At 62.9% G+C, this 25,789-nt stretch carries 25 protein-coding genes and 1 tRNA gene; 14 read left to right on the top strand and 12 right to left on the bottom strand.

Annotated elements, in window-relative coordinates; genetic code table 11:
- Positions 1–81 precede the first annotated feature (81 nt).
- From E8L03_RS19675 to E8L03_RS19650, 6 genes are all read right to left on the bottom strand, one after another.
- Entirely contained in the window at positions 82–999 is a 918-nt protein-coding gene (locus tag E8L03_RS19675) for a GGDEF domain-containing protein (protein WP_167512620.1), read from the bottom strand.
- 258 nt (positions 1,000–1,257) lie between these two features.
- Positions 1,258–2,079 carry a DUF4198 domain-containing protein gene (locus E8L03_RS19670; RefSeq protein WP_144306905.1) on the bottom strand — a complete coding sequence of 274 codons (822 nt, stop codon included), beginning with the start codon at positions 2,077–2,079 and terminating at the stop codon, positions 1,258–1,260.
- A gap of 91 nt (positions 2,080–2,170) precedes the next feature.
- Complete coding sequence (locus E8L03_RS19665; RefSeq protein WP_144306906.1) at positions 2,171–2,488, bottom strand: hypothetical protein; 318 nt, start codon at positions 2,486–2,488, stop codon at positions 2,171–2,173.
- A gap of 210 nt (positions 2,489–2,698) precedes the next feature.
- Complete coding sequence (locus E8L03_RS19660) at positions 2,699–2,899, bottom strand: hypothetical protein (RefSeq protein ID WP_171266204.1); 201 nt, start codon at positions 2,897–2,899, stop codon at positions 2,699–2,701.
- Positions 2,900–2,908: 9 nt separating this feature from the next.
- Positions 2,909–5,416: a ferrous iron transport protein B gene (feoB, locus tag E8L03_RS19655; RefSeq protein WP_171268281.1), complete on the bottom strand. Its 2,508-nt coding sequence runs from the start codon at positions 5,414–5,416 to the stop codon at positions 2,909–2,911.
- Positions 5,417–5,464: 48 nt separating this feature from the next.
- The gene (locus E8L03_RS19650) at positions 5,465–5,782 is read right to left on the bottom strand and encodes a FeoA family protein (RefSeq protein ID WP_171268280.1); all 318 of its coding nucleotides are present in this window, start codon (positions 5,780–5,782) and stop codon (positions 5,465–5,467) included.
- Between the two features lie 475 nt (positions 5,783–6,257).
- Here E8L03_RS19650 and E8L03_RS19645 point away from each other — a divergent pair, with 475 nt between their 5' ends.
- Positions 6,258–6,704, top strand: a complete 447-nt coding sequence (locus tag E8L03_RS19645; RefSeq protein ID WP_171268279.1) for a hypothetical protein — start codon at positions 6,258–6,260, stop codon at positions 6,702–6,704.
- Positions 6,705–7,721: 1,017 nt separating this feature from the next.
- On the opposite strand, the gene E8L03_RS19640 is transcribed toward E8L03_RS19645, so the two are convergent.
- The 3 genes from E8L03_RS19640 to E8L03_RS19630 are packed head-to-tail and all read right to left on the bottom strand — an operon-like array spanning position 7,722 to position 10,463.
- Positions 7,722–8,699, bottom strand: a complete 978-nt coding sequence (locus E8L03_RS19640) for a hypothetical protein (protein WP_171268278.1) — start codon at positions 8,697–8,699, stop codon at positions 7,722–7,724.
- 55 nt (positions 8,700–8,754) lie between these two features.
- Positions 8,755–9,651: a class I SAM-dependent methyltransferase gene (locus tag E8L03_RS19635; RefSeq protein WP_171268277.1), complete on the bottom strand. Its 897-nt coding sequence runs from the start codon at positions 9,649–9,651 to the stop codon at positions 8,755–8,757.
- Positions 9,648–10,463: a class I SAM-dependent methyltransferase gene (locus tag E8L03_RS19630; protein WP_171268276.1), complete on the bottom strand. Its 816-nt coding sequence runs from the start codon at positions 10,461–10,463 to the stop codon at positions 9,648–9,650. Before E8L03_RS19630 ends, E8L03_RS19635 begins: the two co-directional genes overlap by 4 nt.
- 124 nt (positions 10,464–10,587) lie before the next feature.
- On the opposite strand from E8L03_RS19630, the gene E8L03_RS19625 reads away from it, so the two are divergent.
- From E8L03_RS19625 to E8L03_RS19605, 5 genes are all read left to right on the top strand, one after another.
- Complete coding sequence (locus E8L03_RS19625) at positions 10,588–12,141, top strand: ABC transporter substrate-binding protein (RefSeq protein ID WP_171268275.1); 1,554 nt, start codon at positions 10,588–10,590, stop codon at positions 12,139–12,141.
- A 338-nt stretch (positions 12,142–12,479) separates the two neighbouring features.
- Positions 12,480–13,430: an ABC transporter permease gene (locus E8L03_RS19620; protein WP_144306915.1), complete on the top strand. Its 951-nt coding sequence runs from the start codon at positions 12,480–12,482 to the stop codon at positions 13,428–13,430.
- The gene (locus tag E8L03_RS19615) at positions 13,420–14,265 is read left to right on the top strand and encodes an ABC transporter permease (protein WP_171268274.1); all 846 of its coding nucleotides are present in this window, start codon (positions 13,420–13,422) and stop codon (positions 14,263–14,265) included. The genes E8L03_RS19620 and E8L03_RS19615 overlap by 11 nt, the downstream gene beginning before the upstream one ends.
- Before the next feature lie 13 nt (positions 14,266–14,278).
- A complete protein-coding gene (locus E8L03_RS19610) occupies positions 14,279–15,232 on the top strand; it encodes an ABC transporter ATP-binding protein (protein ID WP_171268273.1) in 954 nt (317 codons plus the stop codon).
- A complete protein-coding gene (locus tag E8L03_RS19605; protein WP_167512622.1) occupies positions 15,214–16,161 on the top strand; it encodes an oligopeptide/dipeptide ABC transporter ATP-binding protein in 948 nt (315 codons plus the stop codon). The genes E8L03_RS19610 and E8L03_RS19605 overlap by 19 nt, the downstream gene beginning before the upstream one ends.
- Before the next feature lie 83 nt (positions 16,162–16,244).
- On the opposite strand, the gene E8L03_RS19600 is transcribed toward E8L03_RS19605, so the two are convergent.
- Positions 16,245–17,228: a helix-turn-helix transcriptional regulator gene (locus E8L03_RS19600; protein ID WP_144306919.1), complete on the bottom strand. Its 984-nt coding sequence runs from the start codon at positions 17,226–17,228 to the stop codon at positions 16,245–16,247.
- A gap of 389 nt (positions 17,229–17,617) precedes the next feature.
- Here E8L03_RS19600 and E8L03_RS19595 point away from each other — a divergent pair, with 389 nt between their 5' ends.
- The 8 genes from E8L03_RS19595 to E8L03_RS19560 are packed head-to-tail and all read left to right on the top strand — an operon-like array spanning position 17,618 to position 25,091.
- Positions 17,618–19,708 (top strand): TonB-dependent receptor, encoded by a 2,091-nt coding sequence (locus E8L03_RS19595; protein WP_144306920.1) that lies wholly within the window; start codon positions 17,618–17,620, stop codon positions 19,706–19,708.
- A gap of 2 nt (positions 19,709–19,710) precedes the next feature.
- A complete protein-coding gene (locus E8L03_RS19590) occupies positions 19,711–20,760 on the top strand; it encodes a class I SAM-dependent methyltransferase (protein WP_144306921.1) in 1,050 nt (349 codons plus the stop codon).
- A complete protein-coding gene (locus tag E8L03_RS19585) occupies positions 20,757–21,704 on the top strand; it encodes a substrate-binding domain-containing protein (RefSeq protein ID WP_171268272.1) in 948 nt (315 codons plus the stop codon). The genes E8L03_RS19590 and E8L03_RS19585 overlap by 4 nt, the downstream gene beginning before the upstream one ends.
- Positions 21,701–22,450: an ABC transporter permease gene (locus E8L03_RS19580; protein ID WP_171268271.1), complete on the top strand. Its 750-nt coding sequence runs from the start codon at positions 21,701–21,703 to the stop codon at positions 22,448–22,450. Before E8L03_RS19585 ends, E8L03_RS19580 begins: the two co-directional genes overlap by 4 nt.
- Complete coding sequence (locus E8L03_RS21055; protein WP_171268270.1) at positions 22,447–23,118, top strand: ABC transporter ATP-binding protein; 672 nt, start codon at positions 22,447–22,449, stop codon at positions 23,116–23,118. Before E8L03_RS19580 ends, E8L03_RS21055 begins: the two co-directional genes overlap by 4 nt.
- Positions 23,119–23,122: 4 nt before the next feature.
- Positions 23,123–23,836, top strand: a complete 714-nt coding sequence (locus E8L03_RS19570; protein ID WP_171268269.1) for a MotA/TolQ/ExbB proton channel family protein — start codon at positions 23,123–23,125, stop codon at positions 23,834–23,836.
- Entirely contained in the window at positions 23,833–24,240 is a 408-nt protein-coding gene (locus E8L03_RS19565) for an ExbD/TolR family protein (protein ID WP_144306925.1), read from the top strand. Before E8L03_RS19570 ends, E8L03_RS19565 begins: the two co-directional genes overlap by 4 nt.
- Before the next feature lie 2 nt (positions 24,241–24,242).
- A complete protein-coding gene (locus tag E8L03_RS19560; RefSeq protein ID WP_144306926.1) occupies positions 24,243–25,091 on the top strand; it encodes an energy transducer TonB in 849 nt (282 codons plus the stop codon).
- Between the two features lie 59 nt (positions 25,092–25,150).
- On the opposite strand, the gene E8L03_RS19555 is transcribed toward E8L03_RS19560, so the two are convergent.
- Positions 25,151–25,360, bottom strand: coding sequence for a hypothetical protein (locus E8L03_RS19555; RefSeq protein WP_171268268.1), 210 nt, complete (start codon positions 25,358–25,360; stop codon positions 25,151–25,153).
- A gap of 153 nt (positions 25,361–25,513) precedes the next feature.
- Positions 25,514–25,590: transfer RNA gene (locus E8L03_RS19550), tRNA-Arg, on the bottom strand.
- Between the last annotated feature and the right edge of the window lie 199 nt (positions 25,591–25,789).

Raw genomic sequence — 25,789 nt, 5'->3', positions numbered from 1 at the left:
CAACGAACCCTGGTCAGACAGGCGACGGCTTCGGCTGTGGTCCGAGGCTGCCAGAATGCAGCGAAGTACAAGGATCTCCCATCATTCGCTCTCCCGGACGATGATCACCTGGTTTCCTCCCTGGGCCTTGGCCTGGTAGGCGGCCTTGTCCGCCGTCTGGACAAGATCCGTGACGCTCTGCGGATCGTAACTGCGGGTCTTGGAAACATACCCGGCAACCCCCACGCTGAGGGTCACGTCGCCGATGCGATGCGTGTAAAAGGCGTCGCAGATGCGCTCCGCCGCCTCCCCGGCCTGCTCCGACGTCATGCCGACGCAGACGACGCCGAACTCGTCGCCGCCGTAGCGGAACGGCAGATCGATGTACTCCCGCACGCTGCTCCGGATGATCGCGGCCAGGCGCTTGAGGAGCTGGTCCCCGGCCTGGTGCCCCATGCTGTCGTTGATGCTCTTGAACTTGTCGCAATCGATGAACATGATCGAAAGCGGGCGTCTGGTCACGGCGGCTTCGTGGGCCAGCTCGGCAAGACGCGTTTCAAAGCGCCGCCGGTTGGCCAGGCCGGTGAGCGGATCGATGTTGGAAAGGGACTCGTACCTGTTCCTGTCCTCGTTCGCGCCCTCCAGGGCTGCGTGAAGGCGCGACTCCCGGCGCGAGATCACATGCGCCATCCAGTTCAGGTTGCGCTTGAGCGCGGTGAGCTCGTGCTCGTCGTCCGTCTCGTGGGGCAGTGCAAAGCTGCCGCTGTAGTCTCCCTGCTTGAGGCGCATGCAGAACATCTCGATATCCTTGAGCTCCTTGCGAATCAGCAGATAGCTCAGGATCTTCGCCATGGGCTCGAAGCAGATGATTGAGAGCACAAGAGACATGACGAGCAGCAATCGCAAATCCTGGACATGGGCCTCCAGAAGGATGAGCGAAACAAGAACTGGCGCCACCACGCAGAAGAACAACAGGAGCCGGATCTTGAAGACCACGCCCCATCCGGAAATAATGTTCACGAGGTGTCCGAATGGGGCAACGAGCTGCAGCACAATGGAACGTAAGGAATGTATGAACACCGCGACCATGGTGCTTTCTTCTTTTCCGGACATCCGCGAAGCAGTATTGAGAGTTCCGTTCGATGGCATGGAGCGAACCTTTTTGCTGATTCGATACGTTTTCAGCACTTCCTCGATTCTGTTTACTGGTATAGGCGCCGCGGCGAATGGGAGAGAAGCACCGCCGCGGCGCCTGCTGGGACAGTCAGGAACCAGCTGTTATTTCATGTCCACAGCCTTGAACCACAGGACGGCGTCCTGGGAGAGTTCCTTGCCATCGAACTCCTTGGCCGGTCCGGAGCCCAGCGCGCAGACGCCCCACCATCCGGCATGGGGAATGCCCACGGTGAACTCGCCATTGGCGTCGGTCTTGATGCCCATGGTCACGAAGGAGTCCTGCGGAGCCTCGGCAAACGCCTCTTTCTGGAATGCGTTCTTGCCGGGCACAGGCGGATGGTTCATGAACTCGATCTCAAGATCGGCGTTGGCCACCGGCTTGCCGTCGGAAAGAACCACGCCGCGGAACACGCCGCCGGTCCAGTTGGCGTAGGGCTTGTCCAAGGGCACGATTTCGGTGGGCAGGCCCACGGGCTCGCCCCAGTTGCCGGGCACGCCGCCCACGTTGGCGACGACCTTGGTGATCTGCTGGATGTAGATGTCTTCCTCTTCCTCATAGTAGGGGCCGGGAACCAGCACAAAGACGTAGTCGCCCATGGAGCGGACGATCTTCTTGGGCAGCTTGGCCTCGTACGCCTTGCCGGAGTTGGTCAGGCTGGTCCAGCTGATCTCCGCGAGATACTCCTTGAGATCGGTCTTCTTGGGCTTGGCTTCCTCGCCGCGCTGGCTGACCACGTAGAACTCCTCCACAGGAGCCATGTCCATGGTGTGGCCGGCCTCGAAGGGGTGGGTGAAGACGAGCTTCATGTCCAGGGCGTCGCCCTCCGGAAGCGCGATCTCCGGGGTGTAGATCATCTGGAAATGGGCGAAAGCCGGGACCGCAGTAACAAGGGTGAAACACAAGGCGAGCAATAATCGTTTCATGATCCTTCCTTTACTTTTAAAGTGATTCCCATTCTCAAAACGTCTTGACAAAAAAAGCGGGCATGCCGCCGCACGGCGCACGTACCCGCTGCTACTCGACGATCTCGGAGCCCGGAATCTCGATGACATGGCCCTCGCCGGCGTCAAAGACCACTACGTAATCGCCTTCAGGCTTGTCGAACTCGAAGTCGCTGTTCTCGGACATCTGGCCTTCGAGGACCACGTTGCCCGAGCCGTCCTTGACATGCATCTTCACGCCCGAGGCCGAAGAGCCGTCGGAAAAGCCACCTTCGCAGAGCACGGTGCCGTCGCCGTTGTCGAAGCACGAGCACAGCGGCGTGTGGGCAAAGGCCACTGAGGCCATGAGGACGAGCCCGGTCAGCAGAGCCAGGGATACAAAGTGTCGCATACGAATTCTCCTTAGTTTGGATTCACTTGGGGTGGTTTCGATTCATGCCCTTCTACATCAAGGACATATCCTTAACAAAAATAAATAGTTACTTATCGAACGCGAGGAAAGACGCAGCAAGGCCGAAGAGCCCAGTGACGGCAACCCGCGTAACGCTTCGTCCAGGCATTGCTGCTGGCGGGCAACTCTGCGTCGCCCTGCGTTTACTCCTCAGCGATCTTCATCCTGGCCAGCATCCTTGGCCATGGGCTTGATGGTTGCGCTCCCGCCGCAGCACGGGGCGTCCTTGCCTTTGGAGCCCGAGTCGCAGGTCCCGCTGCCGCACGAGCATCCACGCTTGCGGAAGAAAGTTTTCCAGACAAAGTACACAGCCCAGCCCACGATGAGGGCGACGATCAGATATTCCCACATGACGTGCTCCTAGCTTTGTTCAACATATGTCGTTTTCGGCGCGTTCCAGGCCGGGTCCGGCACAAAGGCGAGCGCCACGGCCAGGATCAGGGCGGCGCCGTAGAACACGCCCATGGCCTCCACTCCGGAAAGACCCAGCACGGAGCCGCCCGTGAAGACGACGCTGGACACGGCAAGCCCGAGCACGGTGGGGAACATGATGGAGAAGAGCATCCACTTGTACGAGCCGGTCTGGACCTTGACCATGATCGTGGTCGCCAGGCACGGCGGGTAGAGAGCGAAGAAGATGATCAGGGCCAGAGCGCCCAGCGGTGTGCGGCCCTCGGAGTTGCTTTCGGAGGCCATACGCTGCTCCAGGGTTGCGCCTTCGTCGGCGCCTTCCTGGAAGATGGCGCCCAGGGTGGCCACGCTGGACTCCCTGGCAGCAAAAGAGCTGATGAGCGCGATGTTCACCTTCCAGTCAAAACCGGCAAAGTGCGTGACGGGCTCCAGGAGCCGGCCCAGACGGCCGAAGAAGCTGTTCGCGATCTGTTCGCTGCGGATCTCCCTGCGGATGGTCTTGCGCGTGTTGGAAAGCCCGCGCAGCATGCGGTTGATCTTCTTGGCCGCAGCGTCGCCGCTACGGGCGATCAGCGGATAGAACTCGGGATAGGTGGCCTCGAACTCCTCATTCACATTGCTCCCGCCGCCCAGCCTGGCGGCGCGGTACTCGTCGTACACGATAACCAGATCCTCCAGGCCTTCCCCCTGCACCAGCTGCAGATAGGGAGTCTCGCCCAGGGCCGCCACATCCGCACGGAATTCGGTCATGGCCTCGTCGATGCGGCCCCGGTAATCCGCCATATGCTCCTCGGGCACACCGGGGAACTGCAGCAGGAAGAACACGCACACGGAGACCGCCACAACAATGGTCCCGACCTTCTTGATGTACTGCCAGGTACGGTCCACCGAGCGCCGCAGCACGCCCAGCACAGTGGGCAGGTGGTACGTCGGCATTTCCATGACGAACGGCGCCGTCTCCTTGCCCCGCAGCACCACGCTGGTGAGGAACTTGGCGATGATCAGCGCCATGATGATGGTGATGGTGGAGATGAAGAGCATGGCCCAGGACTTGTGCGCCGCAAAGTAGATGTTCACCAGCAGCGTGTAGAGTGGCACCTTGGCCAGGCAGTTCATGTACGGCACGGTCAGGATTGTTGCCAGGCGCGAGCGCTCGTCCGGTATACCCTTGGTGGCCATCACGCCGGGCACGGCGCAGCCGCCGGCAAAGACGCCGCCCAGAATGAACGGCAGGGTGGACTGCCCGTGCAGGCCGAAGCTGTGGAAGATGCGGTCCAGGATAAAGGCGATGCGCGCCATGTAGCCGGAGTCTTCGAGAATGGCGATGAGCGCGAAAAGGATGAAGAAGATCGGCACGTAGTTCAAAAGCGTGTTCGCGCTGTCCACCATCCACAGCACCAGGGAGCGCAGCAGCGAGTCCTCAAGCAGGCCGGGAAACGGCAGCAGCGACGCGACTGTCTCGCGCAGCCAGGCCAGCGCCGGCCATGTGAACTTGGTCAGCTCGTAGCCCTGGACAATGGACAGCTCATAGATGCAGTAGACCGAAAGCACGAGCACGAACGGCGCAAGGGCGCGGTTCAGCACGAAGCGGTCCACCTTCTCGGAAAGGGAGGCGCGCTTCGATTTTTCCTGCGTCATACACGCCGCAACGATCTGCGACGCAAGCTCGTCCCGACAGCTCACGATGTGGTCCGCCGGGCTGATGTCCATCTCCTCCTCGAATGATGTGGCCAGGCTCCTGACCAGCGTGAGCACGCCGGCTGCGTCCGAATGGCTGGCTTCCAGAATGCCTGCCGCCTCGCTATCCCCTTCCAGAAGCTTCAGTGCCAGCCAGCGCGGTGGCACAATGAGCGCCAGACCCGACGCTTCGTTCAACCGTTTCTCAACGGCGGCGATGTGCGGCTCCAGCTCATCATACGCCACCACGGTGCGCGGCGTCTCGGCCCCGGATTCGCGCGACGCCGTAGTGCGGATAACATCGCGCAGATCGGCCTTGCCCGCGCCCTTGCGCCCCACGGTCGTAACAACCGAGACCCCCAGAGCCGACGAGAGAACGTTCGCGTCCAGCGCCATGCCCCGCGCCTCGGCAACATCCACCATGTTGCAGGCAAGCACCAGGGGCATGCCCATTTCCAGCAGCTGAAACGTCAGATAAAGGCTGCGCTTGAGCTGCGAGGTGTCCAGAACGTTCACCACGGCGTCGGGTTTCTCGTTGCGCAGAAAGTCCCGCGTAACGCGTTCTTCCAGGGAGAAGGACGTCAGGCTGTAGGTGCCGGGCAGGTCCACCACCTCGACACGGCCGGCGCTGTCACGATAGCTGCCGACCTTTTTGTCCACAGTGACGCCGGGATAGTTGGCGATATGCTGATTCGCGCCGGTAAGCATATTGAAAATCGTGGACTTGCCGGAGTTCTGCTGGCCGGCCAGTCCCACGAGGATGGTTCGTTTGGAGGACATGGATTGCGCTCGTTGGAGGGGCAGAGGTTGGATGCGAGCAGGGAGGAGCTAGGCTGCGAAAATTTCGATCTGGTCGGCCTCGCGCTTGCGCAAGGTAACAAAGGAGTCGCCGACGCGGATCTCCATGGGGTCGCCCAGGGTGGCCACGCGGACGACCTCGATCTCGGTGTTGGGCACGAACCCCATGTCCATGAGGCGCTGGCGCACGGCCCCGTGGGCGCGATGACGCCGGATGCGGCAGCGGCAGCCCTTGCCCACGGTGCTCAGGGGCTGGAACTCTCCGCAGACCGGGCAGCCTGCGGTCTCGGCGGGTGAAAGAATTGAGCAGCGCCTGCCCTTGCCGTGACGATGTCGATTCCAAAACATGTGGTTTCTTCTCCTGGCGGTGTTGATGAACGGGGTGGTCCAGGTGATATTGAAAACGGTTCTCAAAGTCAAGGCGTTGATCTGCATATTGACGAAAAAAAAGTGCGACGCTGCGCTGCCGCACCTTCCGCACTTGCATACGTCGCACCGGTACAACCGTTCCCCATTCTGGCGAAACGCGCTTTCCCGGGCCTCTGAAGATGGTTCCCGTTTCCTTAATCTGGAGGAAATACTTCTGGATGGGAGTCACTCCTGAATTCTGATGGAATTGGACCACAAAATAGGAGGAGTGATGAACAAATTGGAAACACCATTGACTGACGCCGATGCTATAATTTATAAACATGACCCATCGGCAAAGTGGGTATGGTAGGCTAATGAAGGCGCTTGTAAAAAGTGCACCGACCTGGACGGTCAAAAATTTTCCTATAATGATGTACCCCCACGGCCGCATCCGAATTGCAAGTGCGCCGTTGTGCCGATTCTTTCCGCATCTGCTGCATCGCAGCCCCAGACCCAGTCTCCTGGCAGAAATGTTCTCAGAGAAACGCTTTTAGAAATTGGCGCCTACGTTCAGGATTATCTCAAAGACAGGGGAGATCTGGCTCGGCAAAGACTGAAAGACAACTTGGACCCTCCGGAACCTGACAGTTGGCACATGCCCGTTAATGACTTTTTTCTAAGCGAAAGCGCCCCTTTCGCTGTCGTCGCCTTACGAAAAGCTGTCCAAAAAGAGTTGCACCATAAGGCAAAATTATATGCTGATTGCCCTCGGTGGGAACTCGAACTTTTAAATCGCGCTAATTCATACTCTGCATCCGATGCGACTAGAGACATCTGGTATTATGGAAAGAACCAATTCCAGCAAGTAGTAGATGAAATTATTGAAGAAGTTACGAATCTTCCCTGTGGCAATCAATGACGTTCTATACCAGCAGAGCAAATATGATGCTGAATTTTTACAACACAATCATTAGCCCACACATATATCTGACAGTATGCTTCATACTGTATGCATTGATGGCACTCCTTCGCTTACTTTCAGGCTACACTCTGCTTCATAGCTTCTTAAGTTTTGGCATTTTTCTCGTTTTGTTACTTGGAATTGTGTACCGTATTCGATTTACATGTAAAATACTGGCTGTTCTTCACGTCATCTACGTCCTCTTTGGTCTTTTTCTCCTTTCGTCGCTTATATATCATGCAGGCACAACGGATATCCTCGGATATAATTTAAATACAGTGTCATCTACTGCTCTGATACTATCCATCAATCTTTATATTTTTCTTGGTGCTATACGGCTCTGGCGCAATGAACTTGAATAAACTGTTGACCTATTGCTAATCTCCAAACTGATAGCATACATCAACGTACCAAGTAGACTTATTATATGTCGAACCTGTACAATGCAATCGTTAGTCCGCCGGTGTATCTGACTTTCTGCTTTCTGTATTATTCTGTCATGGCAATCTTTCGCTTGCTGTATGGTCGCACCCTGTTTCTCAGCTTCCTTGGCCTCGGTATTTTCCTTGTCCTGATGCTTGGCATCGTGCGTGGGATACGGCTTGCTCGGAGGATCTTGGCTACTCTTCACTGTACCTACTCCATCCTTAGTATTATCCCACTGTCATTTCTCATATACCATTCAGGGTCAATCGAGTTCTTTGACTATTACTTGAGCACGGTACCTTCTGTTGTGCTGCTTACTACCTTCGAACTATACTTCTTCCTCGGCGCTGTCCGGCTCTGGAAAAGCGCCAGGATGAAAGCCCCTGCCCCAATCGACGCCTCCGAACCAGCTGTTTCCCCATAGAAAAAGGGCTGCAAGAGCACTCGCAACCCCTTGAGGAATGGTGGGCAACGCACGGACTCGCACCTCCCCTGCCCTGCCCGCTTGCGCACGGCGTGCCCCAGGGGCAGGGGGCCTGCCTCCTCTGATCACCCAGGGATCGTCGGCATCGCGGTCAGGAGCCACGCCGCCACCAGCGCCAGGATCAGACAGGGAAGCCTGACGCAGAGGCTGGTGAAGGTGAGCCGTGCGCCAGCCGTGGGCCCGAATATGGCCACGTTGGCCGGAAGGAAGTGGGTGAAGGCGGAGAATACGGCGTGCCCCAGGGCGGCGGCCATGAGCACCACCGGCAGCTGCGCCAGGCTCAGCAGCGAGTCGCCCAGACAGGCGATGGCCACGGCGAAACCGCCCATGGCGCTGGGCAGGGCCGCGGCAACCACCAGCGCTGACGCGGGCGGCGCGCCGGTCCAGGCGATTGCAGGCTGGATCATGTCCAGCAACGCCCGCGCAGGGGGTGAGGCGATGACGAGCTCGACCACCAGGATGCACGACGCAAAGACAGCCGCAATGCCGGCGAACTGCCTGCCGCCCTGCCGCAGTACACTCCTCCAGCCGGGCCAGGCCGGCCAATCGAGCGGCTGCGGCCCGGCAGAGTTGTCAGACCCTGACCCCATGCTGCCCTGCGCGCGGTTCAGAGCCGCGCCCGCCGCAAAAATGGCCAGGCTCGCCGCAACGTAAAGCGCCAGCACAAGGCCTGCCGTGCCCACGCCCAGCGCGGGCAGCAGGATCGGCGCAAAGTAGAAGACATAGTAGTGGCAGCTTGCCGGGAGCCAGCCCGCCAGATAGACGCCCAGCAGGCCTGACTTCCGCACCCTGCCGGCCCGGATCAGAGACGCCAGGTAGGCGTTGGCCGCGTTGAAGTTCAAAAAGCACAGCACCAGATAGGTGGAGCCGTACCTGTCCAGCCCGGCCAGCCGCGCCACCGGGGAGCAGAGGGCGCCGCAGCGCTGGCCGGCCCGGGACGAGGTCAGTACGCTCCCGGCCAGACAGCCCAGCAGCATCACCGGCAGCACAGCGGCGCACAGCGCCACTGTCCGGCCGAGGGCCGCGCTCAGCTCCTGCACCATCGGGTGTGGTCGTCCATACTTCGCCGCAGTCGCTCGGAGAATGCCTGCGCCACAATCAGCGTCCTGCGCCTGGAGCGTTCCAAAACACGACCGAGGCCTTGCAGGATTCCTGCACCATGCCGGACTCCCCCGCGTTGCGCATCGCGTCCTCGATGAGCTTTTCCACCGCCGGGGTCATGGCCGTGTACTTGGCGTAAAAGAGCTGCTGCTGCCGGATCTTGCTTTCCACGGAACGCTCGGTGCGGTAGTCCACAATGCGGACCTCGGGCAGCCGGCCCATGGCGTAGAGCAGGTTGAAGACCAGGGGGAACTCGGAGTAGCCGGGCTGGCGCGCGTCGCCCATGATGGCCGACCAGAGCCCGTCGCTGTGGCCGCTGGCCTCGCCGCCGGCGCCGCCCACCACGCAGCACAGGCCGCGGGAAACGGTTTCCAGTCGCTCCAGCTGCACACGCAAATCTCGGAACATCCACATGGTGATGGCCGACAAGGCCAGGTCAAAGTGACCGGTCAGCTCCTGCACGTCCACGTCCTGCCAGAACTGCTGGAGAACCTCGTACTCGCCCACTCCAGCCGCGGTGGCGTTGGCCTGAAGCTGCGCGATCATCTGCTCCGCCGGCTCCACAGCCGTGACGTGGTGGCCGGCCTGGCTCAGGGGAATGAGCAGGCTGCCCGGTCCACAGCCCACGTCCAGCACCTCGGCATGCTGCGGTAGATGGGAGGACAGCGCCTGGACGATCTGGCGGCCGAAATCGAAGTCGTACGCCCGGCGGCCGTCCGAGAAGTCCTCGGCCCGCGCCTGCCAGTATCCCATGTGGGCCTCGCCCACGTACATCGTCTCGCGGGTGTCCCACCGCTCTTCCCAGAGCCGCTCCCAGTGCGCCACATCGAGCAGCTCGTCCCAAGATACTCCAGACACTTCAGACGCTTCCATCACGTTGTTCGCCTGACTCATTGAACCCTCCACCACATGAGGGCCATGGCCCCCGGTGTTTCATACACGCCGCCGGTGCTGCGCGCGGCCACAAACTCGTCGATTATCTGCTCGTCCCCGGCCGAGACGTCGCGGTACTTGGAGACCAGATTCGTCCACATGGAGCGGGCCGAGTCCGCAGAACGGCGCATCACGTGGCGGACAGGCGCCAGGCTGGCGGGCAGCCCCATCTCGCTCAGCACGTTGTACAGATAAAGCGAGCGGTCCAGAGTCGGCGTGCCTATGGCCAGCTTTTGCTGCATCTCCCGATGCTCGGCGTCGCCCTGGCCCATGGTGTCGGCCAGGCAGCACCAGCCGCGCGAGAGCCGGGACATCTCCTGGATGAGCCCGGCGATGTCCGGGAACTGCCACGCCGCATGGCAGAGAAAGACCATGTCGTAGCTCGCATCCGGAGCCTGGGCCGCAAAGGAGGCGAAGTCCTCTACAGCGACGTCCAGGTTGTCCAGGCCGGCGGTGGCAGCGTTCTTGGCCAGCAGATCGGCCATGGACCGGGCCGGCTCCACAGCCGTGACCCGTCCGGCCAGACGCGCCAGGGGCAGGGTCACCGCGCCCACACCCGAGGCGATCTCCAGCACGGACGAGTGCGGAGCAAGCATGCCCTCTGCCGCCAGCAGCTCGGCCATGCGCCCGCCGTAATCAAAGCGGCTGGTGGTGATGAAGTCGTCGTAATCCGCGGCCCTGCGGTTCCAATACGGTGTATCGCTGCGCGCGGCCATATCGACCATCTGCTCGCGCCAGCGTTCCTGCCAGCGACAGGCTGTAGCTGTTCCCATTGCTGCCTCCTTGGCGTGGGGTCCTGATTCCAAAGCGATGCCTGGATAAAAAATCAATATGACGGCTTGATTGGTGACACGCATTTCATTAACGTGTCAACAAAACAGTCTCCGTGGAGGAATCATGCTACATTCGCGCATTCAACTGGTAGGGGTGATGACGCTTGCCCTGTGTCTGAGCCTCTTTGGCGCAACGCTGGCTTCGGCAGGGCAAAACGGCGTGCTCAACGTCGGCGGCCCGTGGGGGCCCAAGACCTTAGACGTCCATAAATCCGGATACGTATACAAACGCCTCGGCGTGATCGATAACCTCATCGAGGTGGACGAGAACATCAAGCTGGTCCCCGGCCTGGCCGAGTCCTGGACCATCTCCCCGGACAAGAAAACCTGGACCTTCACGCTGCGCGAAGGTGTGCTCTACCACGACGGAACGCCGCTTACCGCCGGCAGCGTCAAATCCAGCCTGGAGCGTTTGCAGCGGGTGGGCTCGCTGCTCAAGGATGTGCCGCTGCAGTCCATCGAGGCGCCCGACGACCACACCCTCGTGCTGACGACAACAGAGCCCTTTGCCCCGCTGGCCGCGTACATGGCCATGGGTGAGAGTGCGCCCCTGGCGCCTTCCTCCTTTGACGAATCGGACGAAATCATCAAGCCGGTCGGAACCGGACCCTTTGTCTTTGAGAGCTGGAAGCCCAAGAACGAGGTGGTCCTGGCGCGCAACGACGCCTACTGGGGCCCAAAGGCCAAGGTGGCCAAAGTGGTCTACCGCGCCGTGCCCGACGCCGTGACCCGGCTGGCCATGCTGCGGGCCGGAGACCTCGACATCGCCCAGATCCTGCCGCCGGACGCCATCGACTCTCTGGAGCAGTCCGGCAAGTTCACGATCATGCGCACCGCCATCGGCCGCTGCCGGATGATGGGGCTGAACATGGCCAAGGAGCCGTTCTCCGACATTCGGGTGCGCAAGGCCGTGAACCTGGCCGTCAACCGCCAGGACCTGGTGGACTACGTGCTGGAAGGCGTTGGCGAAACAGCCACCACGCTCTACCCGCCCATGGTCTTCTGGGCCAACGAGAACGTGCAGGGCTTTCCCTTTGATCCGGCTGCGGCAAAGAAGCTCCTGACCGAGGCCGGCTGGGTGGACGAGAACGGCGACGGCATCCGAGAAAAGGACGGCGCGCCGCTTCACGTCAAGCTGGTGACCTACCCGGAGCGCGCGGCCCTGCCCCCCACGGCCGAGGTCGTGCAGGCGCAGCTCGGCGATGTCGGCTTCGACGTGGAGCTGATCGTGGTCCAGGTGGATGCGGCCGAGGCCATGGCCAAGCAGGGCAAGCACGACATGTTCCTGGTGGGACGCGGCCTGCTCTTTGTGCCGGACCCGGACTACAACCTCATGAAGGACTACTACTCCACCAACGCGCTCGCCGGCGGCTGGGGTGCCTACCACTATAAGAACAACAAGGTCGACGCGCTGCTGCTGGAAGGCCGGGCCGAGTTCGACCAGACCAAGCGCAAGGTCATCTACGACCAGATTCAGGAGCTGCTGATGGAGGATTCGCCCATGGCCTACCTCAACTACTACGTCAACGTGGACGCCGTGGCCAAGGACGTGCAGGGCTACCGCATGCACCCCACGGAGAGCAGCTACCACCTGGAAACCGTGAGCCTTCCCGACTAGGGCGTGTTTCTCGCTGGTGGGATGCAAGGGGGGAACCCTTTAAAAAGGACGTCAGTCCTTGGGTGCGGACGTTCGCACCTTTGGGATGACGATAGCAGCGCTGTTTTCCCCCTCGCACTCCCCTTCCTAAACTTTTTAACTGGGCTGCTCTTCTGACGTTTACAAGCACAACACAACATACTGAGTTATTTCAGGAAGAACAGATAAAAGTCTTTAGAAAGGGGGTTCGGGGGAAGAACCTTTCTTCAGAAAGGTGTTCCCCCAGAAGACTCTTTGCTTTTTTAAAGTGTTCCCCCGGAAGACTCTTCAATTTTTAGAGAGACAGACGCTCGTCAGCCATGCTTCTATTCATACTCAAACGGATCGTCTCGTTGGCGCCGGTGCTGTTCGGCGTCAGCGTGGCGGCTTTTCTCTCCCTGGCCTGGTGTCCTGGCGACCCAGCCGAGATCGCGCTGCGCACCCTGACCGAGTCCGAGACCCCGCCCAAGGCCGCCGTGGCCGAGCTCCGGGAGCAGATGGGGCTGGACCGGCCCCTGTATGTCCAGTACTGGCGCTGGCTTGGCCGGACCCTCCACGGTGATCTGGGCCACTCCTACCAGACCGGCGCGAGCGTGGTCTCGGAGGTCAAACGCGCCCTGGGCCCATCCACCTTGCTGGCAGGAACTTCCACCCTGCTCGCCATGCTCATCGTGATCCCGCTGGGCGCGCTCTCCGCGGCAAGATCCGGCTCCTTGCTGGACAGGGCGACCATGGCCGGCTCGCTGGTCGCCATCTCCATCCCGGATTTCTGCATCGGCATCCTGCTGTTCCTCATCTTTTCGGTCCGGCTCGACTGGCTGCCGGTGGCCGGCTACGGCTCGGTCGTCAACCTGATTCTGCCGGCCCTGACCCTGGCCGTGGCCAGCGCGTGCATCACCACACGGCTCATGCGCACGTGCATGGTCCAGGCGCTGGAGGAAAAGTACGTGATCACGGCCCGCTCCAAGGGCATGGGCGAGTGGCGGGTGGCCGGACTGCACGCCATGAAAAACGCCCTGCCCCCGGTGCTGACCTACCTGGGCGCGCAGATGGGCTATCTGTTCGGCGGCGCCGTGGTGGTGGAGTCCATCTTTCTCTGGCCCGGCCTGGGGCGGTTGCTGGTGGAGGCGGTCAAGGCGCGGGACGTATACGTGGTCCAGGGCTGCATCCTGGCCATCGCCTGCATCTACGTGCTCATTAATCTGATGGTGGACATCGTGCAGGCCTGGGTGGACCCCAGAATCCAGGCTGGAGCGCACCATGCCGGCTAAGTGGCGTCGTCCCGGCCTGATCGCCGGCGTGGTTCTGTGCCTGTGCCTGGCGGTATGCGCGATCTTTGCTCCGGCCATTGCGCCGCACAGCCCGGACAAGCAGCACCTGGCCCACCGCCTGGAGGGACCGAGCGCAGAGTTCCCCCTGGGCGCGGACAAGCTCGGCCGTTGCGTGGCCAGCCGCCTGCTCTACGGGCTGCGGCCCTCCCTGGGCCTGGCTGTCTCGGTCACGCTGCTCGTGGCGGTCGTCGGCGTGGTCCTGGGCGTAACCGCGGCGTACTTCCGCCCGCTGGACGCGCTCCTGATGCGTATTGCCGACTGCTTTTTCGCCTTTCCGGGCATTGTCATGGCCCTGCTCGCCATCAGCATCCTTGGGCCGGGCATGGTCAGCCTGGTCATTGCCCTGGCCCTGCCTGGCTGGCCCAAGTACGCGCGAGTGGCACGCTCCGTGGCCCTTGGCCTGCGCGAACAAGGATACGTGGAGGCGACACGGGCCATAGGCGCGGGGCCGGTGTACGTGCTGCGCCGCTGCATCCTGCCGGGCGTGCTGCCCCCTGTGGCCACCATCGCCACCCTGGGCATCGGCGGCAAGATCATCCAGGTGGCGGCCCTGGGCTTTCTCGGCCTGGGCGTGCAGCCGCCGACCCCTGAGTGGGGCACCATGCTTATCAAGGGGCTGCCCATGCTGGGAACCGCCCCGCACGTGGCGCTTTCCGCCACCACGGCCATCGCCATGAGCGTGCTGGCCTTCACCCTGCTCGGCGAGAGCCTGCGGGACGCCCTGGACCCCCGTAGCGGGCTCACGGCGTGGAGTCAGCTGCAGGTGGCGGCATGAGAAGGAGACGGAGATGAGCGAGCCCGCATCCAAGACCAACGGTGATCTGCTGCGCGTCCAGGAGCTGACGGTCCAGTTCCCCAGCCCGGCCGGCGTGGTCCGCGCCGTGGACGGCGTGAGCCTGCGGCTGCGGCAGGGAGAACGGACCTGCCTGGTGGGCGAGTCCGGTTGCGGCAAGACGATTCTGGCCCTGGCCCTGCTGCGGTTGCTGCCGCCCGGCACGCGGCTGTCCGGCCAGGTTCTGTTCCAGGGCGTGGATGTGCTGCGCCTGTCCGAAAAAGCGATGCGGCGCGTACGGCGCCAAGGCATGGGCATGATTTTCGAGCAACCCTCGGCCTATCTCAACCCGCTGTTCCCTGCCGGCTGGCAGGTGGCCGAGGCGGTCCGGCTCAGCCGCGGCGGCTCCAGGTCCGCAGCCAAGCGCCGCGCCCTGAGGCTTCTGGACATGGTCCGCATCCCCGAAGCCGGAAAACGGTACCACCTGTTTCCGCACCAGTTCTCCGGCGGCATGCGCCAGCGTGTGATGATCGCCATGGCCCTGGCCAAGGACCCCAGGCTTCTGGTGGCTGACGAGCCCACCACGGCGCTCGATCCCACGGTGCGCCTCGGCATCCTGTCCTTGCTGCGCGAGTGCCTGGACGAGACCGGCGCGGCCTGCCTCTGCATCACCCACGACTGGGACGCGGCGCGGAGTTTGTGCGATACGGCCGCGGTCATGTACGCGGGGCAGATGCTGGAAACCGGACCGGCCGACCGGGTTCTGCGCACCCCCAGACATCCTTACGCCCAGGCCCTGCGCCAGGCCATGGACGGCAGAACGCCCCGGCCCATTCCGGGGCAGGCCCCGGCCCTGACCGATCTGCCCGAAGGCTGCCGGTTCCAGCCCCGCTGCGTCTACTCCGGGGGGGCCTGTGCGACCGTGCTGCCACCGCTGAACGGAGGAGTGCGTTGCCACAACCACCAGTGATTCAGGTCGACGGCGTGGGCAAGACCTTCAAAGCGGGTCTGCTGCGCAGCCACGTGACCACGGCGGTGCGCGACGTCTCGCTCCGCATCGAGCCGGGCAAGACCCTGGCCGTGGTGGGCGAGTCCGGCTGCGGCAAGACCACCCTGGCCCGGCTGGTTGCCGGTCTGCTCAGGCCGGACGCCGGGGCGGTCATGTTTGCCGGACAGACGATAACGGCGTGGCCCCGCAAGCAGCTCCGGCGCAGGCTGCAGATGATCTTCCAGGACGCCGACGGCTCGCTCAACCCGAACCTGACGGCGGAGGAGCTGCTGCTGGAGCCCATGCGCCTGCACGGCAGCTCCCGCGTGCAGTCCAGGGAGCGGTTGCCGGAGATGCTGGACATGGTGGGGCTGACCCCGGATCTTTTACCCAGGCATCCGCACGAGATGTCCGGCGGGCAGCGACAGCGCATCGGCCTGGCGCGGGCCATGTCGTTGGAGCCGGAGCTGGTCATCGCGGACGAGCCCGTGGCCTCGCTGGACCGCTCGGTCCAGGCCCAGATTCTCAGCCAGCTCAACGAGTTCCAAAAACGGGACGGCGTGGCCTACCTCTATATCTCCCACGATCTGGCCACGGTCCGGGCCTTGGCCGACGAGGTAGCGGTCATGCTTGGCGGCGTGTTCGTGGAGACCGGTCCGGCCGAGGACGTGTTTCGCAACCCGGCCCATCCCTACACGCGCCTGCTGCTCGACGCTGTGGATGAAGGGATTCATGCCGGTGCGCGCGCAAGCGGCCTGGAGAACCAAGCAGCCGCAAATCAGGCTGCCGCAAACCGGGGCTGCCCCCTGGCGTCGGTCTGCCCTCTGGCGAGCGCAAACTGCACAAACGCCCTGCCCTCGCTTGTGGGGTTCGAGCCCAACCGGGCCGTGCGCTGCGAACGGGTCTGCTGAGCCGGACTGGAAGCGGGATCGGAGCCCGCCGTTCAGCGCATTGCCGGCATGCCCCTGGCGCACCTGTTAATCTGTCCCCTGCCTCACGAAATCCGACCAAAAATCCGCGAGTACTCCTTTGGGTTGAGCCCAAAGCGGCGGCGGAAGGCCCGGCTGAAGTGGCTCAGGCTCAGATAGCCGATGCTGTACGCCGCCTCGGTCACGGTCATGGCGTTCGATTCCAGCAGCTCCCGCGCCTTGTCCAGCCTGTAATCGCGGTAGTAGGCGAACACAGGCTTTCCGAAAACCTGCTTGAAGCCGTTTTTCAGCTTCTTCTCGTTCATGCCCACGGCCTTTGCCAGCTCCACAAGGGTTGGAGGATTTTCAATATCCCGGACAAGCTCGTCGCGGGCGGCCCGGACTCTCTCCATATCGGCAGGGGTGAGACGAACCGTCTCAGACTGAATGCCGGCCCCTTGCCCCAGGCACTCCTCCAGCTGCATGGCCATGAGTTCCAGGACCCGGCTCTCCAGGAACAGGCGATGCACAGGGCCGCGGAACCGGTCGTACAAAATATGGGAAAGTATGTGGCTCTTGGCGGGATGGGGGTTGGCGGACCAGCGGAACTGTGTGGGCTGATCCGCCAGGATACCGCGGAATTCGGCGGGAAGCGCCTTACTTGGAATATGCAGATACTCCTCCACGAAACGGGGCGTGGTCAGGATGCTCAACGTGCAGACGCCGGTCGAGCGCACGCTGTCAATGACCCCGGAGGTCTGGGCGAAGTAAAAAATGCCGCTGCTGCCGCCCTCCACGACCTCGGTCTCCCCGCGCAGCTTACCGTCGTGGTAGGTGATGCGGTTGGCTCCCGAGATGACGAAACCGAACTGGATGGGGGCCTGCTCGATCTCGAAACGAAAGGTGCCTTCCGCACTCGGCGCAACGTCCGAGACGTTGAGGATCAGCTCGGGCCGCAAATGGATGACCCGGCTGCGGTCGGACAGGACGCCATCCGCGCTGTTGACCCGGTAGTCTACCCGGTGGTCGCGCGACTGCGCATTGCTTTGGACATTCATCGTGTATTTCATGGTGATTGCTCGTTTTTTTCTGGCTAGATCAATTGAGAGTGATTGTCAATATCATTATATTTCCATATACAGACAGAACCAAGAGATCGTTGCCTGTGTCGCCGCTGCCTGCGGCATCGTTCCAGAGGAGCCGGGCCTTTAACGTGTCCGGCTGCGGCTGTGCTCAAAACCGCGCCATGGCTGCGCCGTGTCCGGAATGCCGCCCGTGATGGGATGGCACAACACGGGGGTCCTGTCCCGGCAAGGGCTAAAAATTAACCCCGCGAGGATTAGCAGGAGCAGTTGCCCCGACGTATCGATAGTGAAAATCAATGTCGATAACGGCGCCTGATTTCCGGCGCCATGAAATTCTTCAAATCGACGGGAAGTTACACAGGAGGGGCCTGTTCATGATCCGCATATTGTTTTTTTGTTTCGCCCTCGCTCTGCTCTGCCCGGGGATGGCCCTGGCCGCAGAGGAAGCTGAAAAATCGAGCAATTCGACGCACGAAATGGAATCGCTCTATCTCCAGCCCGTCACCGTGACCGCCACAAAACGGACCCAGAAGGCGGTTGACGTCGCCGCCAGCATTTCCACCGTGTCGGATGTAGAGATCGAGGAGCTGAGCGCCTGGAAGCTCGGCGAGGTGCTGGACATCCTGCCCAACGTGCATCTGAAAAGCGCCACATCCGGCGACTCCATCATTATCCGGGGCCTGTCCAGCTACGACACCTCGCTCTACACGCCGGTCGGCCTGTATGTGGATGATGTCCCCTACCCGCTCACCTACATGCAGAACCTGCTGTTCCAGGACATTGAGCGCCTGGAGGTGCTGCGCGGGCCGCAGGGCACGCTCTACGGCAAGAACAGCGAGGCCGGCGTGGTCAGCATCGTGCGCAAGGCGCCGGACAACGAGTTCCGGGCCAGGGTCTTCGCCGACTACGGCAGCTACAGCACGGTGCGCCTGGGCGGCAGCGTGAGCGCGCCCCTGGTCAAGGACCTCTTCTTTCTGAAGGCGGATATCCTGCGCTACCAGACCAACGGGTACATGGACAACGATTACAAGGACGACGACAGGGCGGGAATGGACGAAACCTCGCAGGGCCGCATCCTGGCCCGGTTGACCCCCACGAGCGAGATCGACCTGCGCTTCGGCCTGGACGTCTCCCACACCGAAAAAAATATCGGGTTCTTGCGCTACGCCACCGGCAAGGCCGCCACGGGCCCGTTCACGGTCATGTCAGACGCCGAGGACAAGGCCCACGAGGACAGCGTGAACCCGCACATGGTCCTCAAGTATGAGGGCGACGCCGTCGAGCTCACCTCCGTCACCAGCTACAGGGACTACCGCTACGGCTTTGTCTCGGATCTCGACCGCACCTCCGCGTTCGTGGGCTACTCGGACATGGACCTGGATCAGAACGACTTCTCCCAGGAGATACGCGTCGCATCGCCTGACAACGAGACGTTCACCTGGCTCCTCGGGGCGTACGCCGGACTCAACGACATGGATGTCCAGATGAACCGCATCCGCGCCAGGTCCCCGGCCTCGGTCTTCACCGAAACAGACGCGCAGGAGTCCAACTACGCTCTCTTCGGGCAGGCAACCTACACCCTGTTCAAGAACCTCCGCCTCACCGCCGGGCTACGCGGAGAGTTCGCCCACTCTTACGGCGAGCAGACGCGCATCACCGGCGCCGCCGCGTTCGAGGCGTACAGCAAGACGCTGGATTACTTCGAGCTCCTGCCCATGGTCTCTCTGTCCTGGGACGTCACATCCAACGTCACGGCCTATGGCAGCTGGTCCAACGGCTTCCTGGCCGGCGGGTACAACTACTTCTCCGCAGACAGCCTGGGCACCTTCTTCTACGACCCGGAGCACACCACCAACTATGAGCTCGGCCTGAAGACCAACTGGTTCTCCAAAAAGCTCCTGGCCAACATCTCTGCCTTTTATATCGACATCCGCGACAAGCAGGTCCGCGAGGAAGACCCCAATGGCGGCATCGGTGTCTGGAAGTACACCAACGCGGCATCGGCCCACTCCATCGGCGTGGAGCTGGAGCTGAAGGCGCGGCCGCTTCCCGGCCTGGAGCTCACGGGCGGCCTTGGCTACAGCCATGCCGTGGTGGACGACTGGACAGTGGTCAACGACGGCGTGCCCTACTCGTACGAAGGCAAGCGGCTACCCTGGTCGCCGGACCTCAACTACCACGTGGGCGCGGGCTACACCCATGAAAACGGCCTCTTCGGCAAGGTCGATCTGATCGGCGCGGGGCTGCAATATTTTGATGCGGAGAACTCCCTGAGCCAGGTCGGCTACGCCCTGTTCAATGCCCGCGTGGGCTATGCCGCGGAAAGCTGGGACATCGCCCTGTGGGGCAAGAATATTTTCGACAACCGTTATGTGACCAAGAAGGTCAAGGACAACGCCGGGGACATCCTTGTGGAGGATGGCGCTCCCCAGAGCTTTGGCGTGTCCGTATCCTGGAGGTTTTAAAGATGGGCAACACCGTACGTTTGGAAGATTTCTCGGGCGCGCTGTCTTACGCGCCGCTGACCGAGTGCCTGCTGGGCCCGATTCGGATGACCCTGCTTGATGCGGCCATCGAGCTGAAGATCGCCGACCATCTCGACGAGAGTGACGACCCCGACGTTCTTGCCGCGCGGTTGGGCGTACATCCCCAAAACCTGCGCTTTTTCCTGGACGGGCTCGCGGCAATGGGGCTGGTCGAGAAGAAAGACGGTCGCTACGCCAACACCCGGCTTGCGCAGGAGTATTTGCGCACCACAAGTGATACCTATCTCGGCGAGCTGCTCACGGATCTCGGCAAGATGCAGTCCTGCGAGCTGCCGCAGCTCATGGCGCTGCTGCGTGACGGTCCGCCTGAAAAGGCGGACGAGAGCCGCCAGTTCGATGAGGCGCATTGGCGGCGATCCGCCCGCAACCTGGCCCGCTATCAGCGCGCCGGGCTAGCCCGGATGGCGGCCGAGATCGCGGCGTCCCTGCCGGAGTTCCCGGCCATGCGCCGCGTGCTCGACCTGGGCGGCGGACCCGGCGTGGTCTGCATGGAGATCGTCGCCTCCAAACCGGAGCTGGAGGGCGTGATCTGCGACCAGCCCGCGGTGATCGAGGTTGCGCGTGAAGAAATCGAGTCACGGGGCCTGACCGGCCGCGTCACTTGCTGCGCCGGCAACTACAACGAGATCGACTTCGGCAGCTCCTACGACCTGATCTGGGCCAGCCACAACCTTTACTTCGCCAAGGGGTTGCAGGACTTCATGGGCAGACTGTTCCAGGGCCTGAACCCCGGCGGCGTGTTCATCAGCGCCCATGAGGGCTTGCGAAACGAGCGCACCGGGCCGGCCCAATGCGTTCTCGCCAGGCTGCCATGCGCCCTGGAAGGACGGAACGTCTCCTTTGCGGAAGGAGAGGTAGCGGACGCCGCCAAGGCGGCAGGGTTTGCGGGCCACGAAAAACGCGTAGTGGTCTCGCCATTCGGCGAAATCCATGTGGATATCCTTCGCAAACCGGGCAGGCTGGCCGCATGAGCATGCCCCGTATTCTGCTCACGCTCCTGGCGTGTGCGCTCGCAGCCTGCCCGGCCTACGCCGCCGGGCAGAGGCCGCTTCGGGTCTCCGGGCCCGCCATTGCCGAGACACTGCCCCTGGTGATCATGGCGGGCCGCAACCCGGCCATCGAGTTCATTCCCTGGAGCTCGCCGGACCAACTCCGCGCGCTTGTGGCGACCAAGGCCGTAGACGCGGCGCTCATGACCACGGCCACGGCCTGCACCCTGCGCAACAGGGGCATCCCCGCCGTTGTGGTGGGGCTCTTCTCCAGCCCCTTGTGGATCGTCTCGGCCGACGACTCACCGGACACGCTGCAGGGCCTGCAGGACCAGGAGATCCTGCTGCCCTTCGGAGTCGGGGAGATGCCGGATCTGATCCTGCAAACACTGGCTGGCGAGTCCGGCCTGCGCTACCGCGCCAGACACGCGGGCAACGCCATGGAGGCCGTCAACCTGCTCCTGCTCGGCAAGGCGCGGCACGCCTTTCTGAGCGAGCCGGCCGCGTCCCTGGCCGTGCTGCGGGGAGCGCGCCTGGAGGCCCGGCCCCGGAAACGGCTCGACTTCCGGGAGACATGGCGCGACGTGTTTCCGGAGCATCCCAACCTCTGCCTGAGCGCGCTGGTCGCCGTTGGGGAAGCGTCCTCGGACCCTGGTCTGCGGGTTATGCTCCGCTCCGCGTACGCCGAGGCCCATGCCTGGGGCGCGGACCACCCCGAGGCCATGAAGGCGCTGGTCAAGGACACCTCTCCGGCTCTCTGGCCGCAGATACGAAACGAGCCCGCCCCATTGACCGCCGTGCGGATACTCCGGGGTCCCATGGCCGAGGGCTCGGCCCGGTTTCTGCTGGAGCGCCTGCATGGGCTGTCTCCGGCGTCCATCGGAGGCGCGCTGCCGCCGCAGGGCTTCTTCGAGGTTCGGCCATGAGCGGTCAGTCCCTGGCCGGTAAGCTGGCCGGAGTTGCTTTGCTGATTGCAGCCTGGGAGCTCGTCTCCCGGCAGGTTCACGGCATTGCCGTGGCCTCGCCGCTGGAAACACTGGCGGCCCTGTGGCGATTCGCGAACCAGCCGGCGTTTCTGCTGGGCGACCTGTGGACAAGCGTGTGGCGCGTCGTCCTGGGCTTCGTGGTCGGAGCGTTGTGCGGCGGCGGGCTGGGCATGATCGCCGGCTTCGTTCCCTTTGTGCGCTCCGCCTTGACGCCCGCGCGCTGGATGCTCGGCAGCGTACCCGGCGTGGTTGTGGTGATGCTGGGCATGCTCTGGTTCGGCATGGGCTCGGCCATGGTTGTGGCCATTGTGGCGTTGATGGTCGCGCCGGCCATTTTTGTGGCTGTCGTGGAAGGCCTGGGCTCCGTGGACGCCGGGCTGCTGGAGATGGCCCGAGCCTACCGCCTGACGCCGCGCATGCGCTTTGTGAATATCTACTGCCCGGCCATGGCCGCGCCCTTTGTCTCCGCAGGCATCGTGGCCTTGGGCGGCTCCATGCGCGTGGCCGTGCTGGCCGAGGCTCTGGGAGCCAACCAGGGCATAGGCCACGCCCTGGCCGTGGCGCGGACCAATCTGCAAACCCCGGAGCTGTACGCCCTGGCCTTGCTCAGCATGGCGCTTGTCGGCATTGCGGAAATGGTGTTGCTCCGTGTGGCGCGCCGGGCGTTTCCAGGAGGCAGGCCGTGAGCCCGGTACTTGTCTGCCGTTCCATATCCCAGCGTTTCGGCCCGCGCGACGTTCTGGTCAACATCGACCTGACACTGAGCCCTGGCGAGGTCCTGGTAGTGCGCGGCCCGAGCGGCGTGGGCAAGTCCACCCTGCTGCGCATAGCGGCCGGGCTCACGCCTCCGACCAGGGGCTCCGTCTCGATGCATGCAACGCGCGTCGGCGTGGTCTTTCAGGAGCCGCGGCTGCTGCCCTGGCGCACGGCCCTGGACAACGTGGCCCTGCCCCTTATTGCCTGCGGCTGCCCGGGCAAAGAGGCCAGGGCCAAGGCCCGGCGCATGCTGCACCGCATGGAGCTGAACGGTTTCTCCACGGCGCATCCGCACGAGCTCTCCGGCGGCATGCGGCAGCGTGTGTCTCTGGCCCGGGCCCTGGCCATCGAGCCGGAGCTGCTGTTTCTGGACGAGCCGTTCACCGGCCTTGATCCGAAGCTGCGACAAACCATGCTCCGCCACCTGGAGCAGTACCTCGATCAGTCCGGCGCGGCCACCATGCACGTGACCCATGATCTGGTCGAAATACCGTCCACGGCCACGCGCGTGCTGCACCTCACCCCCCGGGGACCGGAGTTCGAACCGGCGCCGCGTCACCGGGCAACGAACCATACCCATTCACTGCCAGAGGAGTAACCCGATGGATGGCAATCTGCTGCATATTTTGGCCAGCGCGAGCGAGCTGGCGCTGGCCGTACTGCTCCTGCTCGTGGCCATGTCCGCCATGAGCTGGGCGATCATCTTCATGATGTCCCGCAGGCTGGCGGCGGCCCGGCGCGGCATCCGGCAGCTCCGGCTCTGTATGCAGGACGCCGGGTCCCTGGAAAAGGCCCTACAGGACATCGACCTGCACGCCGGCCCCGCGTTCAAGGACATGGCCGAGCTTGGAGTGGAGGAGCTATCACGGCTTGCCCGCTCAGGCCATGCAGACACCCTTGCCGACGACAACATCGGCGCGGTCCTGCACCACGCCGCGGCCGGGGAGATGCAACGGCTTTCCCGTCCTCTGGCGCTGCTCGCCGTGGCGGCCAGCTCTGCGCCGTTCATCGGGCTTCTCGGCACGGTCTGGGGCATCATGCACTCATTCCACGCCATAGGGACGATGCAGTCCGCGTCCCTGGCGACGGTCGCACCCGGCATCTCGGAAGCGCTCATTGCCACGGCCGTGGGCCTTGGTGTGGCCATCCCGGCCGGCATGGCCTTCAACCTGTTCCAGAGCAGAATCGAATCCATCGAGACGGAGTACGAACGATGCGCCGCCTTGCTGCTCAACCGGATTCGCCACGAAGCCCGCGCCAATCCAGACGCAGTCACCCTTTGCCGTGACGCCGGTCCCAGGCAGGTCTACTCATGAGCCGCCGCAAGCAACGCAAGCTCGCATCGGAGATCAACGTCACGCCGTTCGTGGACGTCATGCTCGTGCTGCTGATCATCTTCATGGTCACCGCGCCCATGATGACCGAGGGCCTGGAGGTGGAGCTGCCACAGACCAAAACCGTGGAGACCCTGCCGGCCGGCCAGGACCAGATCGTGGTGGGCGTCAAGGGCGAGGGCGCGGTGTACGTTAACGAGCACGCCGTGCCGTTGGCGGCCCTTGCCAGACACCTGGGCATGACGGCAGGCAACTCGCATACCGTGCTGCTGCAGGCGGACAGATCCGTGCCGTACGGTCGCATCGTGGATGTCATGGGCCGCATCCGCGAGGCCGGCGTCCAGCATCTCGGCATCGTGGCCAGGCGGTCCGGCAGGGATGAGTGACCATGCACGGCAGCGATGTACTGATCTCCACCCTGCTGCACCTGAGCCTCCTGGCGCTGTTGCTCACCGGGCTGGGCAACACGCCGCTCACGCCGCCCGAAGACGCGTGCTACGTGGTGGGCATGGTGGAGCTCCGGCAGGCCGCCGCGCTCCCTGCGCAGGGTGCTCCCATGTCTCAGAATATAGACACAATACCGGAGGAAGAGGCGGTGCTTCCGGCAGAGCCCGAACCTTCCGTTCCCTTGCCCGAACCTGTTGTGGAGGAAGCTGTCCCGGAACCGGAACCGGAACCAGAACCGGAAGCCGCGCCTGTTCCAATCCCGGAGGTCCATAAGGACCCTGCGCCCACAGCCCCTCCAAAGCCTGAGCCGAGACGCGTTGAGAAAAAGAGGACTCCGCCAAAGCAGCGAGCCCGCGCGAAGAAGGCCGCCTCGAAGCAGACCCCAGCTTCTCAGAACAGCACCGCCTCGCCTCAGATAGCAGCAGCTCGATCCGACATCGGACAAAAAGCGGCAGCAGGAGCAGGGAGGCGCGGCAATGGCCTGTCGAACGGGCAGCCGTATCGAGTCGATGCGGTGGACATCCCGCCCCGCGTTACCCGATCGGTCATTCCAACGTATCCGCGCCGTGCGCAACGCATGCGGATCGAAGGCACCGTGCTCGTGAGCATGGTGGTGGACCCGGCGGGAAAGCCCACGAACCTTGCTGTCCGCAAGGCCGAGCCGGCAGGTGTCTTCGAGTCGGCCGCGTTGGAAGCTGCCAGGCGCTATGTCTTTCTGCCCGGCACGGTCGGCGGCCGGAACGTGTCCACTCTTGTCATGCTGCCCTTCCATTTCGTGCTGGAGGAATGACTCCGAGGGATTCGCGCATGCCACGGCCGATGGCCCCCGAAGGCTTGTGGCGATCGCGTCTAGTCCACGAGCTCCCAGCGCGTGCCGTCCGCACTCTTACTGGTTGTCACGGTCTTCCGGGCCCCGCATTTCCGACAGAACACCTCCACGGTCCGCGTCGTGGCCGTGCTGGCCGCCTCGGAGGAATGCAGGGCCGGCTGCTTGCAGAAGATGCAATCGAACTCCGGCTCCTTGTCGATGGCCATGGGGTCGTGGATCGTAAAGCTCATGCAGGCTCTCCTTGGTGGTCGGGTTGTGCAACACTTCTTCATATAACCGGGTTTGCTGCTTCTTGACCAGACACCAGCGCCAGAAGGCCTGTGCACTCATGACGGCGCATAAAAAAAGGCGGTCAGGATTTTCGTCCTAACCGCCTTGAAATATGGTGGGCAATGCAGGATTCGAACCTGCGGCCTTTGGCTCCGGAGGCCAACGCTCTATCCAACTGAGCTAATTGCCCGGAATCGAACTTTTTACGCTGCGGCTTTTCAGCCGTCAAGACTATTTACCACGGATGCGGTGATTTTCCAATTCCCCCGAATCGCGGCCGCGCGCACCTTTTCTTCCCGCCTCCCCGAAGCATTGCCGCCGCACGATCCCGGCGCTGACCGCCCTTTTTACTCTCGCGCCCAATGCTGCCCATCCACCGCCATTGCTCC

This window comes from Oceanidesulfovibrio marinus, from assembly GCF_013085545.1.
GTDB lineage: Bacteria > Desulfobacterota > Desulfovibrionia > Desulfovibrionales > Desulfovibrionaceae > Oceanidesulfovibrio > Oceanidesulfovibrio marinus.
Note: the sequence above shows the minus strand (reverse complement) of the source record. Positions and strands in the feature narration are given on the sequence as shown.

Excerpts from the sequence above, each read along its gene's own strand:
- E8L03_RS19585 (WP_171268272.1), top strand. The coding sequence starts at position 20,757 with ATGAGCATGCCCCGTATTCTGCTCACGCTCCTGGCGTGTGCGCTCGCA.
- E8L03_RS19595 (WP_144306920.1), top strand. The coding sequence starts at position 17,618 with ATGATCCGCATATTGTTTTTTTGTTTCGCCCTCGCTCTGCTCTGCCCG.
- E8L03_RS19580 (WP_171268271.1), top strand. The coding sequence starts at position 21,701 with ATGAGCGGTCAGTCCCTGGCCGGTAAGCTGGCCGGAGTTGCTTTGCTG.
- E8L03_RS19660 (WP_171266204.1), bottom strand. The coding sequence starts at position 2,899 with ATGTGGGAATATCTGATCGTCGCCCTCATCGTGGGCTGGGCTGTGTAC.
- E8L03_RS19590 (WP_144306921.1), top strand. The coding sequence starts at position 19,711 with ATGGGCAACACCGTACGTTTGGAAGATTTCTCGGGCGCGCTGTCTTAC.
- E8L03_RS19650 (WP_171268280.1), bottom strand. The coding sequence starts at position 5,782 with ATGTTTTGGAATCGACATCGTCACGGCAAGGGCAGGCGCTGCTCAATT.
- E8L03_RS19570 (WP_171268269.1), top strand. The coding sequence starts at position 23,123 with ATGGATGGCAATCTGCTGCATATTTTGGCCAGCGCGAGCGAGCTGGCG.
- E8L03_RS19555 (WP_171268268.1), bottom strand. The coding sequence starts at position 25,360 with ATGAGCTTTACGATCCACGACCCCATGGCCATCGACAAGGAGCCGGAG.
- E8L03_RS19635 (WP_171268277.1), bottom strand. The coding sequence starts at position 9,651 with ATGAGTCAGGCGAACAACGTGATGGAAGCGTCTGAAGTGTCTGGAGTA.
- E8L03_RS19620 (WP_144306915.1), top strand. The coding sequence starts at position 12,480 with ATGCTTCTATTCATACTCAAACGGATCGTCTCGTTGGCGCCGGTGCTG.
- E8L03_RS19610 (WP_171268273.1), top strand. The coding sequence starts at position 14,279 with ATGAGCGAGCCCGCATCCAAGACCAACGGTGATCTGCTGCGCGTCCAG.
- E8L03_RS19630 (WP_171268276.1), bottom strand. The coding sequence starts at position 10,463 with ATGGGAACAGCTACAGCCTGTCGCTGGCAGGAACGCTGGCGCGAGCAG.
- feoB (WP_171268281.1), bottom strand. The coding sequence starts at position 5,416 with ATGTCCTCCAAACGAACCATCCTCGTGGGACTGGCCGGCCAGCAGAAC.
- E8L03_RS19600 (WP_144306919.1), bottom strand. The coding sequence starts at position 17,228 with ATGAAATACACGATGAATGTCCAAAGCAATGCGCAGTCGCGCGACCAC.
- E8L03_RS19665 (WP_144306906.1), bottom strand. The coding sequence starts at position 2,488 with ATGCGACACTTTGTATCCCTGGCTCTGCTGACCGGGCTCGTCCTCATG.
- E8L03_RS19560 (WP_144306926.1), top strand. The coding sequence starts at position 24,243 with ATGCACGGCAGCGATGTACTGATCTCCACCCTGCTGCACCTGAGCCTC.
- E8L03_RS19625 (WP_171268275.1), top strand. The coding sequence starts at position 10,588 with ATGCTACATTCGCGCATTCAACTGGTAGGGGTGATGACGCTTGCCCTG.
- E8L03_RS19670 (WP_144306905.1), bottom strand. The coding sequence starts at position 2,079 with ATGAAACGATTATTGCTCGCCTTGTGTTTCACCCTTGTTACTGCGGTC.
- E8L03_RS19565 (WP_144306925.1), top strand. The coding sequence starts at position 23,833 with ATGAGCCGCCGCAAGCAACGCAAGCTCGCATCGGAGATCAACGTCACG.
- E8L03_RS19640 (WP_171268278.1), bottom strand. The coding sequence starts at position 8,699 with ATGGTGCAGGAGCTGAGCGCGGCCCTCGGCCGGACAGTGGCGCTGTGC.
- E8L03_RS19615 (WP_171268274.1), top strand. The coding sequence starts at position 13,420 with ATGCCGGCTAAGTGGCGTCGTCCCGGCCTGATCGCCGGCGTGGTTCTG.